Origin of the sequence: Fictibacillus sp. 26RED30 (genome assembly GCF_015903845.1) — a bacterium.
In the GTDB taxonomy this organism is placed as follows: Bacteria; Bacillota; Bacilli; order Bacillales; family Fictibacillaceae; genus Fictibacillus; species Fictibacillus phosphorivorans.
On record NZ_JACZDV010000001.1, the window covers coordinates 874,554 to 888,945 of the forward strand.

Genomic DNA, 14,392 nt, shown 5'->3' on the forward strand with positions numbered 1-14,392 from the left:
CATTGGTATGAATAGACAAATTGGACTTTTTGGAGGCACGTTTAATCCACCACATATCGGACATCTGATTATTGCTCAAGAGGCATTAACTCAATTGCATCTAGATGAAGTGTGGTGGATGCCATCCTCTACGCCCCCTCATAAGGAAAAAGACAATGAAGTCTCTGATATGCAGCGAATCGAAATGGTTCAGAAAGCTATTGGTAACAATGAGCAATTTTCCCTTTCTTTGCTTGAGTTTGAGAGAAGTGGACCTTCATATACTATTGATACGATACGCCTCTTGAAGGATAAATATCCACAAGAAAACTTCACTTTTATAATGGGTGGAGATATGGTTCATTCATTAAGCAGCTGGCATAAAATTGAAGAGTTGAAAGACCTTATTGATTTTGCGGGTGTTGGTCGTGCGGGATATGCCGTTGATCATCATTGGGAGAGGTATCGAGTAAAGCATGTAGAAGTACCTATTATCGAGATCTCTTCCTCATTTATCCGTAATCGATCACGTGCGGGTCATGATATTCGTTATTATGTCTCAGATGAGGTCTGGAATCATATAAAGGAGAACCACCTTTATGGAACGAACTAAAGCACTTGAAATAGTGAAAAAACAGCTTACAGAGCACCGTTTTATCCATACGTTAGGAGTGGAAGAAACAAGTCTTGCTCTCGCGAAGAAATATGGAGTGGATCCTAAAAAAGCAGAAACCGCCGCCATATTTCATGATTATGCTAAATTTCGGCCAAAAGAAGAAATGAGAGATATCGTACGAAACGAAGGACTTTCACAAGATTTGTTGTACTATGGAAATGAAGTATTGCATGCACCTGTTGGAGCGTTTTTAGTTGAAAAAGAAGTTGGAGTAACAGACAGCGACGTTTTAAGTGCTATCTATTACCATACAACAGGTCACGCAGCGATGACTGAGCTTGAAAAAGTGATATTCTTAGCAGATTACATCGAACCGAACCGTCAGTTCCCAGGTGTGGAAAGTGTTAGAGAGATGGCAGAGAATAATCTTGATCAAGCTTGTTTGATGGCCGTTAAAAACACGATCACTTTTTTAATGAAACAGAATCAAAAAATCTATCCACTCACGTTTGAAGCGTATAACGGATTGCTTCAAGAGATTAAACTACAAAAATAAGAAGGAGTGCACTGGATGAACGTAAAAGAGCTTATGGAATTGGTCGTAAAGACCGCTGATGATAAAAGAGCAGAGAACATTGCCGTGTTAGATATGGAAGGAATCTCGCTTGTAGCAGATTACTTTGTTATCTGTCATGGTAATTCTGAGAAACAAGTCCAAGCCATTGCAAGGGAACTGAAAGATGTTGCCATAGAGAATGATATTCAGATTCGCCGAATGGAAGGCTATGACCATGCAAGATGGGTTTTAATCGATTTAGCAAATATCGTAGTTCATGTATTTCATCGTGATGACCGCAGTTATTATAACCTTGAGAAACTATGGGGAGATGCCAATAAGATAGATGTAGATCCTATCATTGCCCCACAACAAAACTTATAGATGAGTTATCAGCGATTTGCCTATCTATATGATGAGTTGATGGAGGATGCTCCATACGATGAATGGCTTAACTTTGTTAAAACATCCGCCTCAAAACATTTAGAAAGTGGAAAGCGTTTTTTAGATGTGGGTTGTGGTACGGGTTCGATGACGATTCTACTCGCGAAAGAAGGCTTTGATGTTACAGGGGTTGATCTTTCTTCAGACATGTTGATGGTCGCTAAGGAAAAAGCTGAAGCTGAAAAGGTTAACCTTTCCCTTTTTCAGCAAGATATGCGAGAGTTAGAAGGATTAGGAGTATATGATTGCGTCACGATATTATGTGATTCGCTTAATTACATCTTATCTGAGGAAGATGTGAAACGTACTTTTCTTTCAGTGGGTAGTCACCTGAAAACAGGAGGACTTCTCCTTTTTGATGTTCATTCTTTACATAAGATCAATGAAATCTTTATTGGACAAACCTTCGGAAGTAACGAAGAGAAGCTTTCTTACATTTGGCAGTGCTACCAAGGCGACCTTCAAAATAGTGTAGAACACGACTTATCATTTTTTATTCAAAATGGGGATCATTACGAACGATATGATGAACTTCATACACAAAGAACTTTTTCTATTGAGGACTATTGTAATTGGTTAAAAGAATGCGGATTCGAACACTTAGATGTCACAGCTGATTTTAATGAAAATGAGCCGACTGAGGAAAGTGAACGGATTTTATTCGTTGCGAGAAAAAGATAAAAATGATGAAAAGACAGCCAATGTGCTGTCTTTTCTTTTAGGAAACGGTACAATAATCCATAAAGATTTACTACTTTTCTACAGAATTAGGTGATGTGTATGTTGGATCAAGATCCATTGTTTAAGAACAACATTTTAGAGACGATCATTGACAGCGCTTATGAATGGATTGTCGTTGTTGATCATGAAGGGATCGTCCGGTATATGAATAAAACATACTGCGAGTTTTTAGATGAAAATCCTAAGTATGTGGTAGGAAAGCATGTTACAAAAGTTATTGAAAACACAAGAATGCACAAAGATGTTTTACAAGGAAAAGTTGAAATTGCGGATCTACAATTTATTAGAGGGAACTACATGATAGCAAACCGTGTTCCAATCTTAAATGAAGGAAAAGTAATCGGAGCTGTAGGAACTGTAATATTTAGAGATACAGAGCAATGGAAAAGGATGAACTCTCATATTAAAGCGCTTCTTCATGAACTCAATTTTTATAAAAAAGAGTGGGAAGAAATAAATGGTGCCACTTATACGCTAAATGATTTTGCGGGAACTTCAGCAGAAGTTCAAAAAGTAAAAAAACATGTGAAAAATATTGCCAGTGGAGATCTATCCGTATTGATCCGCGGAGAGAGCGGAACAGGAAAAGAGTTGCTTGCCCATAGCATTCATCAATTAAGTGAAAGAAGTGGAAAGCCCTTTATAAAACTGAATTGTGGTGCAGTGCCAGAGCATTTGTTTGAATCTGAGCTATTCGGCTATTCCGAAGGAGCATTTACAGGAGCAAAAAAAGGCGGGAAATTAGGTAAGTTTCAACTTGCAGACGGAGGCACTCTATTTTTGGATGAGATTGGGGACCTTCCTCAAAGTATGCAAATAAAATTGCTGCGTGTACTTCAGGAAAAAGAAGTAGAGCCTGTAGGAGCTGTTCAACCCCAAAAAGTAAACGTGCGAGTGATCGCTGCTACAAATCGCTCATTAGAAGGATTGATCAATGAGAATAAGTTTCGTGAAGACTTGTTTTATCGGATAAATGTCCTTCAAATCCAAATACCTCCGCTTCGTGAGAGAAAAGAAGATATATGGCCTCTCGCAGAAAATTTTATCCGATTGAACTGTGCTGAAACAGGTAAAAGAATCCTTAGTATTGATCAAGATGTAAAAGAAGCATTCTTAGAATACAGCTGGCCAGGCAATGCGAGAGAACTTAAGAATTTTGTTGAGGCAGGCATCCAACTTACCCATAGTGATAGATTATCGTTAGATGTTTTTCCGGATTTTCTAAAAGAAAAGCTCGGAATCAATAAGAAGCAGATGACACTCAAAGAACATCTTCAAGAAACAGAAAAAAATGTGATTGCTTACTATTTAGAGAAGATGAACGGGGATATTATGCAAGTTGCTAAACATCTAGGCATTGGAAAGACAAACCTATATGATAAGATTAAAAAATATAACATTCGTTAATCTAATCTGCTATTCCGAAAAAACGGAACGCCTTTCCGTATTTTCGGAATGATTCATTTTATTAATTAAATGAGATTTCCAAGTATCATCTATGTTATATTCTAACTTTCTATAATCACAAAGTTTAAGTATCAATATTATTTTTCCGTTTTTTCGGAAAAATAATAGGATGATGTATACCCATTATACGTTCTGATGTTGGCATGAAACTTGCATATGAATTAAAGGGTGTAAATGATATGGAAAGGTGATGATGCTAAAAAAAATGAAAGCGCTTCAAAAATGTTAAATGGATAGAATGGGGGAATTTGAAAATGGACATTATTATTATTTTATTAGCTTTATTCTTCTTAATGTTCGTAGCATACAGAGGATTCAGCGTTATTTTATTCGCGCCGATCGCTGCTTTGTTTGCTGTATTGCTTACTGAACCTGGTCACGTATTACCCTTTTTCTCAGGAGTGTTCATGGAGAAAATGGTTGGTTTTATTAAACTCTATTTCCCGGTCTTCTTACTAGGGGCGATTTTCGGGAAAGTTATTGAAATGTCAGGATTTGCAAAATCAATCACTCAGTTTGTCATCAAACTGATCGGACCTGCTAGAGCAATGCTTGCAATCGTACTTGTTGGTGCAATTTTAACGTATGGTGGGGTCTCTCTGTTTGTTGTTGCTTTTGCTCTCTACCCGTTTGCATCTGAACTTTTTAAACTTGCTGATATTCCTAAAAGACTTATACCGGGTACGATCGCGTTAGGTGCTTTTACTTTTACAATGGATGCTTTTCCAGGGAGTCCGCAGATTCAGAATATAATTCCTACATCTTTCTTCGGAACAACAACATGGGCTGCACCGTGGCTCGGGTTTATCGGAGGAATGTTTGTTTTCATATTGGGTATGATCTACCTTGAGTGGAGACGTAGACAAGCGGCTGCAAAAGGTGAAGGATACGGAACAGGACATACCAATGAGCCTGAAAAGCTAGATTCTGAAAATCTACCAAATGCTTTTATAGCGATTCTTCCGCTTATTCTAGTAGGAGTGTTCAATAAATGGTTCACCGTCTTAATTCCACAGTATTACGGTAAGACGTTTGATTTTTCTGCTATTGGTATGAAGAACGTGCCTGAGATTCAGATCCCATCACTTGCTGCTGTATGGGCAGTTGAAGGAGCTTTGATCATTGGTATCGTTACAGTTCTTTTGTTCTCTTTCAAGAGAATTAAAAACAACTTTAATAAAGGAATTAATCTATCCATTGGCGGAGCGTTACTGGCAACATTAAATACAGCATCAGAGTATGGATTTGGTGGTGTGATCGCAGCACTTCCTGGCTTTACTGCAGTAAACTCGGCGATGTCGAATACGATTAAAGACCCGTTGATCAATGAAGCGGTTACGACTACGACGTTAGCAGGTATTACAGGATCAGCGTCTGGCGGGATGAGTATTGCACTCGCAACGATGAGTGAAACGTATATCGCACAAGCAGACAAACTAGGAATTGATACAGAAGTACTTCACCGTGTTGCTTCTATGGCGAGTGGTGGAATGGATACACTCCCTCACAACGGTGCTGTAATTACGTTGTTAGCCGTTACAGGTTTAACTCACAAACAGGCGTATATCGATATTTTTGCTATGACGATCATTAAAACGATAGCCGTGTTTGTAATCATTGGTTTGTATTACGGATTTGGTATCGTTTAAACCATTATTCTAAAAAAGGAGTAATAATTCCATGAGAGCGTTTGTCGAGGGGAAAGTTGTTTTTATTACAGGAGCAGCTAGTGGAATCGGTTTGCAGTTAGCAAAGGCTTTTGCTGAACAAGGAGCAAAAGTCGTGATCAGTGATTTGAATGATGAGAAAGCAAAGGAATCAGCACATTTGTTGGCTCAAGATGGTCTTGAAGCAATCGGACTTGGCTGTAATGTGACCACGGAGGAAGATATAACAAAAGCGTTGGACGAAACACTGAAACAATTCGGACGCATCGATGTGCTCATCAACAATGCAGGATTGCAGTATGTATCTCCACTTGAAGAATTCCCGACTGAGAAATTCCAGCAATTGATCAGTGTCATGCTTACCGCTCCATTTATAGCAACTAAACATGTGTTTCCAATCATGAAGAAACAACGGTTCGGACGCATCATCAACATGGCGTCCATAAATGGGCTTGTAGGTTTTGCGGGGAAATCAGCTTACAACAGTGCGAAGCATGGAGTTATTGGTTTAACAAAGGTGGCTGCCTTAGAAGGTGCATCACATGGAATAACGGTAAATGCGGTTTGTCCGGGATATGTTGACACACCTCTTGTAAGAGGGCAATTAGAAGATCTGGCGAAAACGAGAAACGTAGAGTTAGAAAAAGTTTTGGAAGAAGTAATCTATCCTCTTGTTCCACAAAAAAGATTGTTAGATGTTCAGGAAATTGCAGATTACGCACTCTTTCTTTCAAGTGAGAATGCGAAAGGTGTTACAGGGCAAGCGATTGTGATCGACGGAGGATATGTCGCACAATAAACGATAGATAATTTATTGACATTCACTATATTTAGTGTCAAAGTATATAGTACAAACCTATATATGGAGAATTCAGGTGCCGGAATATCCGGCTGAAAAGGGAATTCGGTGCAATGCCGAAGCTGTCCCCGCAACTGTAATTGTGGACGAAATGGAATAGCCACTGTACGGATCAGTTATTTACAATGACTGCTGTATGGGAAGGCCCAAAGTAGGAAGAAGCAAAAGCCAGTAGACCTGCCTGAAGACTCCTATTTTCTTTTCCTCGGGGATTGGGAGAAAGAACAGCGGCTGTTTTATGCGGACGATTGTCCGTCGAAATACACGTCATTCTTTCACCCTCTTCCTGATGGAAGAGGGTTTTTATTATGACTAGGGAGTGTATTTAATATGAAAATGACAACTGTAAACTCTTTACTCGGGGAGTGGTTAAGGAGTTGTGTCGAAAATTTTCCGAACATACAAGCTGAAACTTTTCTAAAAAATGCTGAGAAAATGGAAACTCAAACAGGAGAATCAAGCTCACTTTACAGACAGTTAATCATGGAAGCTTTAAATGGATTAAATGCAGAAGAACCACAGTGGACATTTGTGGCATCGCAAATCTATTTAAAGCAATTATATGAAGAAGTCATGATCAATCGTGCTGAAGCAGAAAAACGTCCATATACGAACCTTTATGGCTTGATCTCTAAGTTAGTAAGTTTGAATATCTATGATGATACCATTCTATCTGCGTACTCTAAGAAAGAGTTGGAGAATGCTGAAAACATGATAGACCCTACGAGAGATAAGTTATTTACATACATCGGACTCAAAACGCTTGCTGATCGATATTTGGCAAAAGGGTTCAATCACGAAATTTATGAATTGCCACAAGAACGTTGGATGCTGATCGCGTTGTTTTTAATGAGAGACGAGAATCCAACGAATCGACTTCAATTAGTCGAAGAAGCATACTGGGCGCTATCGAACCTTTATATGACGGTTGCCACCCCGACTTTAGCGAATGCAGGCAAGAGTTATGGGCAGCTTAGTTCTTGTTTTATTGATACGATCGACGATAGTTTAAGAGGGATCTTTGATTCTAATACAGATGCTGCAACTGTTTCGAAAGGTGGCGGCGGACTTGGTATCTATCTCGGTAAGATTAGAGCAAGAGGTTCTGACATAAAAGGATTCAAAGGAAACTCATCAGGTGTAATACCGTGGATGAAGCAGTTAAATAACACGGCAGTTTCTGTAGATCAGCTTGGACAGAGGCAAGGCGCGATTGCAGTCTACCTGGATATTTGGCATAAAGACATCTTGGAGTTTTTAGATGCAAAGTTAAACAATGGTGATGAACGAATGAGAACGCATGACCTTTTTACAGGTGTGTGTCTGCCAGATCTTTTCATGGAGCGCGTGGAAAAACGCGAGGATTGGTATCTGTTCGATCCTCATGAAGTAAGAAAAATCAAAGGCTATTCGTTAGAAGATTTCTATGATGAAACGGTTGGGTCAGGAAGCTTTAGAGAAAAATATGCTGATTGTGTAGAGGATGAGAGACTTTCAAAAAAATCCATTCCTGCTATTGAGATCATGAAACGGATCATGAAGTCGCAACTTGAAACCGGAACACCGTTCATGTTCTATCGAGATACTGTAAACCGATTAAATCCGAATTCTCACAAAGGGATGGTCTATGCATCTAATCTGTGCACAGAGATTATGCAAAACATGTCTGCAACGGTTGTCACTTCAGAGGAGGCAGAGGATGGAGAAATTGTCATCAGAAAAACGCCAGGAGACTTTGTCGTCTGTAATCTGTCATCTCTTTCTCTTGCTAAAGTAATCAATGATCAAGTGTTAAAGAGAGTCATTGATATTCAAATCCGAATGCTAGATAACGTTATTGATCTAAATCGTATAGATGTACCTCAAGCAGAACTTACAAATAAGAAATATCGTGCGGTCGGTGTAGGTACGTTTGGATGGCACCACCTTTTAGCAAAAGAGGGAATCAAGTGGGAAAGTGAAGAAGCCGTTTCGTACGCTGATAACCTTTATGAAATTATTAATTTTCATGTAATCAACGCTAGTTGTGAGCTTGCGAGAGAAAAGGGAAGATATCCGGCATTTTCAGGTTCAGATTGGGAGACAGGAAACTACTTTTCGAAGCGTAACTATTCCTCTGAAGAATGGAATAGTCTAAAAAAACGAGTTAATATGCACGGCTTAAGGAATGGGTACCTCATTGCGGTTGCACCGAATTCATCAACGTCGATCATCGCAAATTCGACACCGAGTGTAGATCCTATATTTAAAAAATTCTATTCTGAAGAAAAAAAGAATTACAAAATACCTGTAACCGCTCCTGACTTGAATGCAGACACAACTTGGTTTTATAAATCTGCGTTCTTAATCGATCAAACATGGAGTATTGAACAGAACGCAGCTAGACAGAGACACGTGGATCAGTCCATTTCGTTTAATCTTTATGTCAATCACAATATAAAGGCAAAGGATCTGTTGCACTTGCATATGCTCAGCTTTAAAAAAGGATTGAAGACTACGTATTATACCCGATCTACATCGATTGAGTTAGAAGGATGTGAAAGCTGTGAAAGTTAAAGAGGTTGAACTACTCAAAGAGAGAAAAATCTATGATGTGGAAGCTCCTAATCGATCTACAGGTATCATAAATGGTAAGAGTTCTAATATTCTAAACTGGGACGATGTGAGATATAAATGGGCTTATCCTTTATATAAGAACATGTTAGCCAATTTTTGGACACCGTTTGAAATAAATATGTCGAGTGACAGCAAACAATATGTTAGCTTGAGCGAAAAAGAACAAGATACATTTAATAAAATCATAGGGTTATTGGCATTCTTAGATAGTGTTCAAACGGATTATTCAAGCAAAGTAGCAGCCTACTTAACAGATTCAAGTCTTGCTGCACTCATGGCCACGCTATCGTTTCAAGAAGTCGTTCATAATCAGTCATATTCATATGTGTTGTCCTCTTTAGTACCGAAGTCCAAGCAGGATGAGATATTCGAATACTGGAAAACAGATGCTGTGCTAAGAGAGAGGAATGATTTTATTGTTGAAGGCTATGAGGAGTTCCTTCATAATCCTACGCCTCAATCTTTTTTGAAATCTATTATTTACGACGTGATTCTTGAAGGATTAAATTTTTATTCTGGTTTTAGCTTCTTCTATAATTTGGCCAGAAATCAAAAGATGGTCTCGACTTCAACGATGATCAACTATATTAATAGGGATGAGCAGCTGCATGTTTATCTGTTTACGCAAATTTTTAAAGCCGTAATAGAAGAAGATCCGCATTTAAGAGATGAAGAGTTGGAGATGTTTGCGAAAAACACGTTTCAGCGAGCGGCGGAGCTCGAGATCAAATGGAGTAAGTATATAATAGGAAATTCATTTGAGGGCATCCATGAATCCGATTTAGAAGCTTATATTAAATTCATGGCGAATAAACGATTGAACGAATTAGGATTTAACAAGCTTTATCCAGAATACAATAAAAATCCACTTCCTTGGATAAAGGCTTATTCTGATGTGAATTCTGGAAAAAGTGATTTTTTTGAACAGAAATCGAGACAATATACTAAAGTTTCTGATGAAAATGGTTTCGATGAACTATAGAAAGCCGGGATCTAGGTCCCGGCTTTCTTTTTTTAGATGTTTTATAATGACGATAGAAATTACTTAAGCTCTTCTTTCACTTCAAACTGCTGACTCACCTTATCACATTCTTCATGATATTTTTCATGTGTACGTTTAATGACATGATCGAATACTTCATCGACCTCATTGCTCAGAATCTTAATGCCCTCTCCTGTAATACCGCCTTTTACGCATACCTTTTGAATGAGTGTAGGCAACGTATAAATATCTTTCTCAAGTAGTTTCCCCATTCCGATAATCATATCGCTTGCCAGTTGAGTTGCCTGAGCTTTAGTGATTTCAGTTTGATCGACTGCTGAGTTAATAAAGCATTGCAGGACATAACCGATAAACGCAGGACCGCAGCTTGCGATATCAGAAGAGATACGAGTGATATTTTCATCAATAACAAGAGGTGTAGAAATATAGCTCATTAAAGAAAGCAGCTTTTCTTTGTAATCAGCGTGGCACCTTTTTCCGAATGATACAAGTGATGATCCAGCTAGTGCCCGGTTATTAATGCTCGGAATAGCTCTTGCAATATTGCAATCTAGTAGATCTTCCAACTGTTCACAGGAAATAGGACTCGTAATTGAAACGACCAACTGATGTTTAGAGATGGAGCTTTTATTGCTAGATAGCAACGAATAAAACTCGTGTGGCTTCACACATATGAACACAATTTCAGCAAAACGGAAAACTTCTTCAGGATTATTTCCAACCTTCATTTTTGGATAGACATTCTGCAGCCTCTCAGCTTTAGACAGAGTGCGGTTAGTGACCATGAGCCTTGATGGCGAAATGGCTGAAGATTCGATAAAAGAAGAAGCAAGAACGCTTCCCATATTTCCGGTTCCGATAATTCCAACCTTCATATCTGAACCTCCTTCCTCTACGTTCAAATTTATGCACGCAGTGTATCAAATATGTTTTTTTGCAAGTTCAAGCCTAGTTAAGAAGGTGAATTTATGGAAAAGTTAAAGCGACATATGAACTGGATTATTAGTGGTGGTATACTGCTCATCCTTGCAATAATTGTATCTCTATTCAATTATTTTCAAAGTGAACCAAATATGCCTATAACTTCACAGATACCTATACAAATGGAATCGGAATCGCCAATTCACACTGATAAGCCTAAACGAAAGAAGGAAGATAAGATCCAAAAAGAGGCTGAAATTATGGTCGATGTCCAGGGAAGTGTAAAGCGTCCAGGCGTATACGAATTGAAAGAAGGAGACCGAGTGTTGGATGCTATACAGATGGCAGGGGGCTTTAAAGATGGAGCGGAGGTTCGTTCGGTCAATCAAGCGTTAAAAATTTCCGATGAGATGATCGTGTATGTAGCTGAGAAAGGTGAAAAGTATGAGTTGCAGCCAGCATCAAGTAATCCTGTGGAAGAAAACAGCACGCTAGTTAACATCAATTCTGCTGATGAAACGGTGCTCCAAACTCTAAATGGAGTGGGTCCTGCAAAAGCGCAAAGCATTATTTCCTATCGTGAAGAGAACGGTCCTTTTACCTCCTTAGAACAGTTATTAGAAGTAAGAGGAATAGGAGAAAAGACGATTGAACAATGGAAAGATCAAATTCGTTTTGATTAAGGGTTTTTATTGACCCATTAAAATACGAATACTACACTTAGGATATAGAAATAGAGGAGGCGTTTAGCGTTGCAGCGAATATCGTGGAACGAATATTATATGGCACAGAGCCAATTGCTTGCACTTAGAAGTACGTGCACCAGATTAGCTGTAGGAGCAACAATCGTAAGAGATAAACGGATTATCGCTGGAGGGTATAACGGCTCGATCTCAGGTGGTGTTCATTGTATTGATGAAGGCTGCTATGTAATAGATGGTCATTGTGTAAGGACCATTCATGCAGAGATGAACGCTCTACTGCAATGTGCGAAGTTCGGTGTACCGACAGAAGGTGCCGAAATGTACGTGACCCACTTTCCTTGTTTGCATTGTTGCAGATCAATCATTCAAAGCGGTATTAAAAAAATATATTATGGTCAGGACTATAAAAATCACCCCTATAGCATTGAACAGTTTAAAGAAGCGGGAGTAATCGTTGAGAAAGTGGAGATGAACTTCTTGCCTTCAACATTTCTTACTCATAAAGCATGAACCCTAGACATGCCGTCTTGAGTGCATGCTCTGCATTTTATGGGATCTGGCTTTCTCAGAACTCTTCGATAACCGGGTTAGTTGTTACGGCTTTCCTGGTTATCGTTATGGTTTTACAGATCAGAAAAAAATCAGTATACATCCTCGTTTTTCTCCCAATCTTCTTTATTTATTCTCAGTACGATAACACTAAAAGTTTCTCAAAGCTTCCAGAGGAACAAATGATATTTACAGGCAAGGTAAAATCAATCCCCAAAATAGACGGAAACCTGCTAAGTTTTGAATTTGTAACCTTTGATGAAACGATTGTTGTTCATCATAAAATTAAATCAGCAACTGAAAAGGACCAGCTCAGAAATCTTCGTATAAATTTGACTTGCCCTTTAAAGGGGAAACTTCAGGAACCCAGGAGGAATAGCCATTTTTATGGAATGGATTATCGTGAGTATTTGAGGATCGACAATATCTATTGGACCTTAAGAACGACTGAGTTTGATTTGGATCACTGTAAAGAAGCAGGTGATCCAAGTGTTCTTGAACAAATAAATACTTGGAGAAGCAAGAGTATTAAAGAGTTAGAAAGTCATTTCTCTAAAAATACAGCAGGGTTGATGAACGCCTTACTTTTTGGTTATAGAGATGGAATAGAAGCAGAAACACTTCAGCATTATCAAGGACTAGGACTGACGCATCTATTAGCAGTCTCAGGATTCAATGTTGGAATTGTAACTTACTTCTTGTATTTATTCCTTGTTCGGCTAGGTGTGGTAATAGAAGTAGCCTACACCCTAATCATTCTCTTCTTGCCGATCTACATTGTTCTAACAGGAGCTGAGAGCTCCATTATAAGAGCGGGTATGATGGGCATGATCGTGATAGTAATCATGATGTTTAGAAGAAAAGTGCACCCTGTGACCCTCTTGTCATTTGTATGTATCGGGATGCTGAGCTACGATCCTTCATTTGCTTTAGACCTTGGATTTCAACTTTCTTTTTTAATGACCTTCGTTTTGATCACTTCTGTATACGTTCTTGAAAACTCTTCAGCTATTGTATTGCTTATCATGACTTCTTTTATCTGTTCTTTATTTTCCTTTCCGATTATTCTTTATCACTTTTTTGAGTTTTCCTTATTGTCGATTCCCTTCAATGTCATATACATTCCTTTCGTATCGATGGTTTTGTTCCCTATTTCTTTTTTTATTCTGATACTTTCTCTGTCTGTACCAAAAGCTATTCTGATTGTTAAAGAGATTATAGAATACTTATTTAATTTTTCAGTCTTGTTCATGGAAAAGGCACAATTTCTTAAGATGTCTATTGTTTTAGGAAGACCAGATCATTGGATATTTGTACTGTATTTTGTTGCGATATTCTACTTTCTATATAAGTGGGAAATAAGTAAGCGTATCAGCATAGTGATCACTATTCCGTTTCTCTTGATCTGTTTCATTCATTGGGGACTGCCATATGTGAATCCAAAAGCAACGGTATCTTTTATTAATGTAGGACAAGGCGATAGTATTCTCATTGAGCTACCCTACAGAAAAGCAGTATATTTGATTGATACTGGCGGCTCGGTCTCTTTCAATCAAGAGGATTGGGAAAAAAGAGAGGTAGGATATGACGTTACGAAAGAAGTAGTATATCCGTTCTTAAAAGCTAGAGGTATTCGACATTTAGATGGATTAATCATTACTCATGGAGACTTGGATCATGCTGGTGGAGGAGAGTTTTTACTCGATACTATGAAAGTTAACAATGTTTTTTTACCTCTTAAACAAACAGAAAATAACATTGAGACGCTCATTCAAACCGCTGCAGCAAGAAACAATATAAATGTGGTAAAACTGGCTAAAGGTATGCAGTGGGAATCGGCTCACACGCTATTTTTAGTTTTACATCCTGGAGCCAAAGAAAGTACCTCAAATAATAACTCTATCGTTCTCTGGGTGAAGGTGTACGATCGTACATTTTTATTTACAGGTGATATAGAAGAAGAAGCTGAGACTGAGGTAATAAATAGTTTTCCAAGAATAAAGTCTGATGTCCTCAAGGTCGGTCATCATGGAAGTATGACATCTTCAACTGAATCTTTTTTAGACAGTGTTTCTCCTCGATATGGAATTATATCTGCAGGCGAAAATAACATGTATGGCCATCCTGCTCTAGAAGTTTTGAAGAGGTTAAGGGAAAGAGATATTTTCATTTTTCGGACAGATCAACATGGTGATATTTCATTTGTGGTAGATAAAGCAGGGTTAAAAGTTATAACTGCACAATAAAAAAAGGACCGAAACAATTCGGTC

Annotated in this window: 13 protein-coding genes and 1 riboswitch; of the genes, 12 read left to right on the forward strand and 1 reads right to left on the reverse strand. The window is 38.4% G+C overall.

Translation table 11 applies throughout. The features are described 5' to 3' along the window. Positions 1–7: 7 nt before the first annotated feature. The 9 genes from IHV11_RS04350 (at position 8) to IHV11_RS04390 (ending at position 9,927) form a co-directional block, all read left to right on the forward strand. Positions 8–592: a nicotinate-nucleotide adenylyltransferase gene (locus tag IHV11_RS04350; RefSeq protein ID WP_197193803.1), complete on the forward strand. Its 585-nt coding sequence runs from the start codon at positions 8–10 to the stop codon at positions 590–592. After that, positions 579–1,151, forward strand: a complete 573-nt coding sequence (yqeK, locus tag IHV11_RS04355; protein WP_197193804.1) for a bis(5'-nucleosyl)-tetraphosphatase (symmetrical) YqeK — start codon at positions 579–581, stop codon at positions 1,149–1,151. Before IHV11_RS04350 ends, yqeK begins: the two co-directional genes overlap by 14 nt. Before the next feature lie 15 nt (positions 1,152–1,166). Then, positions 1,167–1,535, forward strand: a complete 369-nt coding sequence (gene rsfS / locus IHV11_RS04360) for a ribosome silencing factor (protein WP_197133299.1) — start codon at positions 1,167–1,169, stop codon at positions 1,533–1,535. After that, positions 1,536–2,276 carry a class I SAM-dependent DNA methyltransferase gene (locus IHV11_RS04365; RefSeq protein WP_197193805.1) on the forward strand — a complete coding sequence of 247 codons (741 nt, stop codon included), beginning with the start codon at positions 1,536–1,538 and terminating at the stop codon, positions 2,274–2,276. 99 nt (positions 2,277–2,375) lie between these two features. After that, positions 2,376–3,743 carry a sigma-54 interaction domain-containing protein gene (locus IHV11_RS04370; protein ID WP_197193806.1) on the forward strand — a complete coding sequence of 456 codons (1,368 nt, stop codon included), beginning with the start codon at positions 2,376–2,378 and terminating at the stop codon, positions 3,741–3,743. Between the two features lie 314 nt (positions 3,744–4,057). Further along, positions 4,058–5,452 (forward strand): GntP family permease, encoded by a 1,395-nt coding sequence (locus IHV11_RS04375; protein ID WP_197133277.1) that lies wholly within the window; start codon positions 4,058–4,060, stop codon positions 5,450–5,452. Positions 5,453–5,483: 31 nt separating this feature from the next. Beyond that, positions 5,484–6,269, forward strand: a complete 786-nt coding sequence (locus IHV11_RS04380) for a 3-hydroxybutyrate dehydrogenase (protein ID WP_197193807.1) — start codon at positions 5,484–5,486, stop codon at positions 6,267–6,269. 57 nt (positions 6,270–6,326) lie between these two features. Next, positions 6,327–6,528, forward strand: a riboswitch (cobalamin riboswitch). A gap of 137 nt (positions 6,529–6,665) precedes the next feature. After that, entirely contained in the window at positions 6,666–8,885 is a 2,220-nt protein-coding gene (locus tag IHV11_RS04385; RefSeq protein WP_370568660.1) for a ribonucleoside-diphosphate reductase subunit alpha, read from the forward strand. Continuing rightward, the gene (locus IHV11_RS04390) at positions 8,875–9,927 is read left to right on the forward strand and encodes a ribonucleotide-diphosphate reductase subunit beta (RefSeq protein ID WP_197133268.1); all 1,053 of its coding nucleotides are present in this window, start codon (positions 8,875–8,877) and stop codon (positions 9,925–9,927) included. The genes IHV11_RS04385 and IHV11_RS04390 overlap by 11 nt, the downstream gene beginning before the upstream one ends. Positions 9,928–9,986: 59 nt before the next feature. Here the strand turns inward: IHV11_RS04390 and comER are convergent, their stop codons facing one another. Continuing rightward, positions 9,987–10,823: a late competence protein ComER gene (gene comER, locus IHV11_RS04395; protein WP_197193809.1), complete on the reverse strand. Its 837-nt coding sequence runs from the start codon at positions 10,821–10,823 to the stop codon at positions 9,987–9,989. 93 nt (positions 10,824–10,916) lie between these two features. Here comER and IHV11_RS04400 point away from each other — a divergent pair, with 93 nt between their 5' ends. The 3 genes from IHV11_RS04400 to IHV11_RS04410 all read left to right on the forward strand — a co-directional run bounded on the left by IHV11_RS04400 (position 10,917) and on the right by IHV11_RS04410 (position 14,368). Beyond that, positions 10,917–11,552 carry a helix-hairpin-helix domain-containing protein gene (locus tag IHV11_RS04400; RefSeq protein ID WP_197193810.1) on the forward strand — a complete coding sequence of 212 codons (636 nt, stop codon included), beginning with the start codon at positions 10,917–10,919 and terminating at the stop codon, positions 11,550–11,552. A 69-nt stretch (positions 11,553–11,621) separates the two neighbouring features. Next, on the forward strand, positions 11,622–12,083 hold the full coding sequence (locus tag IHV11_RS04405) for a ComE operon protein 2 (protein WP_066396327.1): 462 nt from the start codon (positions 11,622–11,624) through the stop codon (positions 12,081–12,083). Continuing rightward, on the forward strand, positions 12,080–14,368 hold the full coding sequence (locus IHV11_RS04410) for a DNA internalization-related competence protein ComEC/Rec2 (protein WP_255547247.1): 2,289 nt from the start codon (positions 12,080–12,082) through the stop codon (positions 14,366–14,368). Before IHV11_RS04405 ends, IHV11_RS04410 begins: the two co-directional genes overlap by 4 nt. Positions 14,369–14,392: the final 24 nt, after the last annotated feature.

Bases quoted from the DNA above. Each gene is read 5' to 3' on its own strand.
- IHV11_RS04410 (WP_255547247.1), top strand. From the start codon at position 12,080: ATGAACCCTAGACATGCCGTCTTGAGTGCATGCTCTGCATTTTATGGG.
- IHV11_RS04385 (WP_370568660.1), top strand. From the start codon at position 6,666: ATGACAACTGTAAACTCTTTACTCGGGGAGTGGTTAAGGAGTTGTGTC.
- yqeK (WP_197193804.1), top strand. From the start codon at position 579: ATGGAACGAACTAAAGCACTTGAAATAGTGAAAAAACAGCTTACAGAG.
- IHV11_RS04375 (WP_197133277.1), top strand. From the start codon at position 4,058: ATGGACATTATTATTATTTTATTAGCTTTATTCTTCTTAATGTTCGTA.
- IHV11_RS04370 (WP_197193806.1), top strand. From the start codon at position 2,376: ATGTTGGATCAAGATCCATTGTTTAAGAACAACATTTTAGAGACGATC.
- IHV11_RS04400 (WP_197193810.1), top strand. From the start codon at position 10,917: ATGGAAAAGTTAAAGCGACATATGAACTGGATTATTAGTGGTGGTATA.
- IHV11_RS04350 (WP_197193803.1), top strand. From the start codon at position 8: ATGAATAGACAAATTGGACTTTTTGGAGGCACGTTTAATCCACCACAT.
- IHV11_RS04365 (WP_197193805.1), top strand. From the start codon at position 1,536: ATGAGTTATCAGCGATTTGCCTATCTATATGATGAGTTGATGGAGGAT.
- comER (WP_197193809.1), bottom strand. From the start codon at position 10,823: ATGAAGGTTGGAATTATCGGAACCGGAAATATGGGAAGCGTTCTTGCT.
- rsfS (WP_197133299.1), top strand. From the start codon at position 1,167: ATGAACGTAAAAGAGCTTATGGAATTGGTCGTAAAGACCGCTGATGAT.
- IHV11_RS04380 (WP_197193807.1), top strand. From the start codon at position 5,484: ATGAGAGCGTTTGTCGAGGGGAAAGTTGTTTTTATTACAGGAGCAGCT.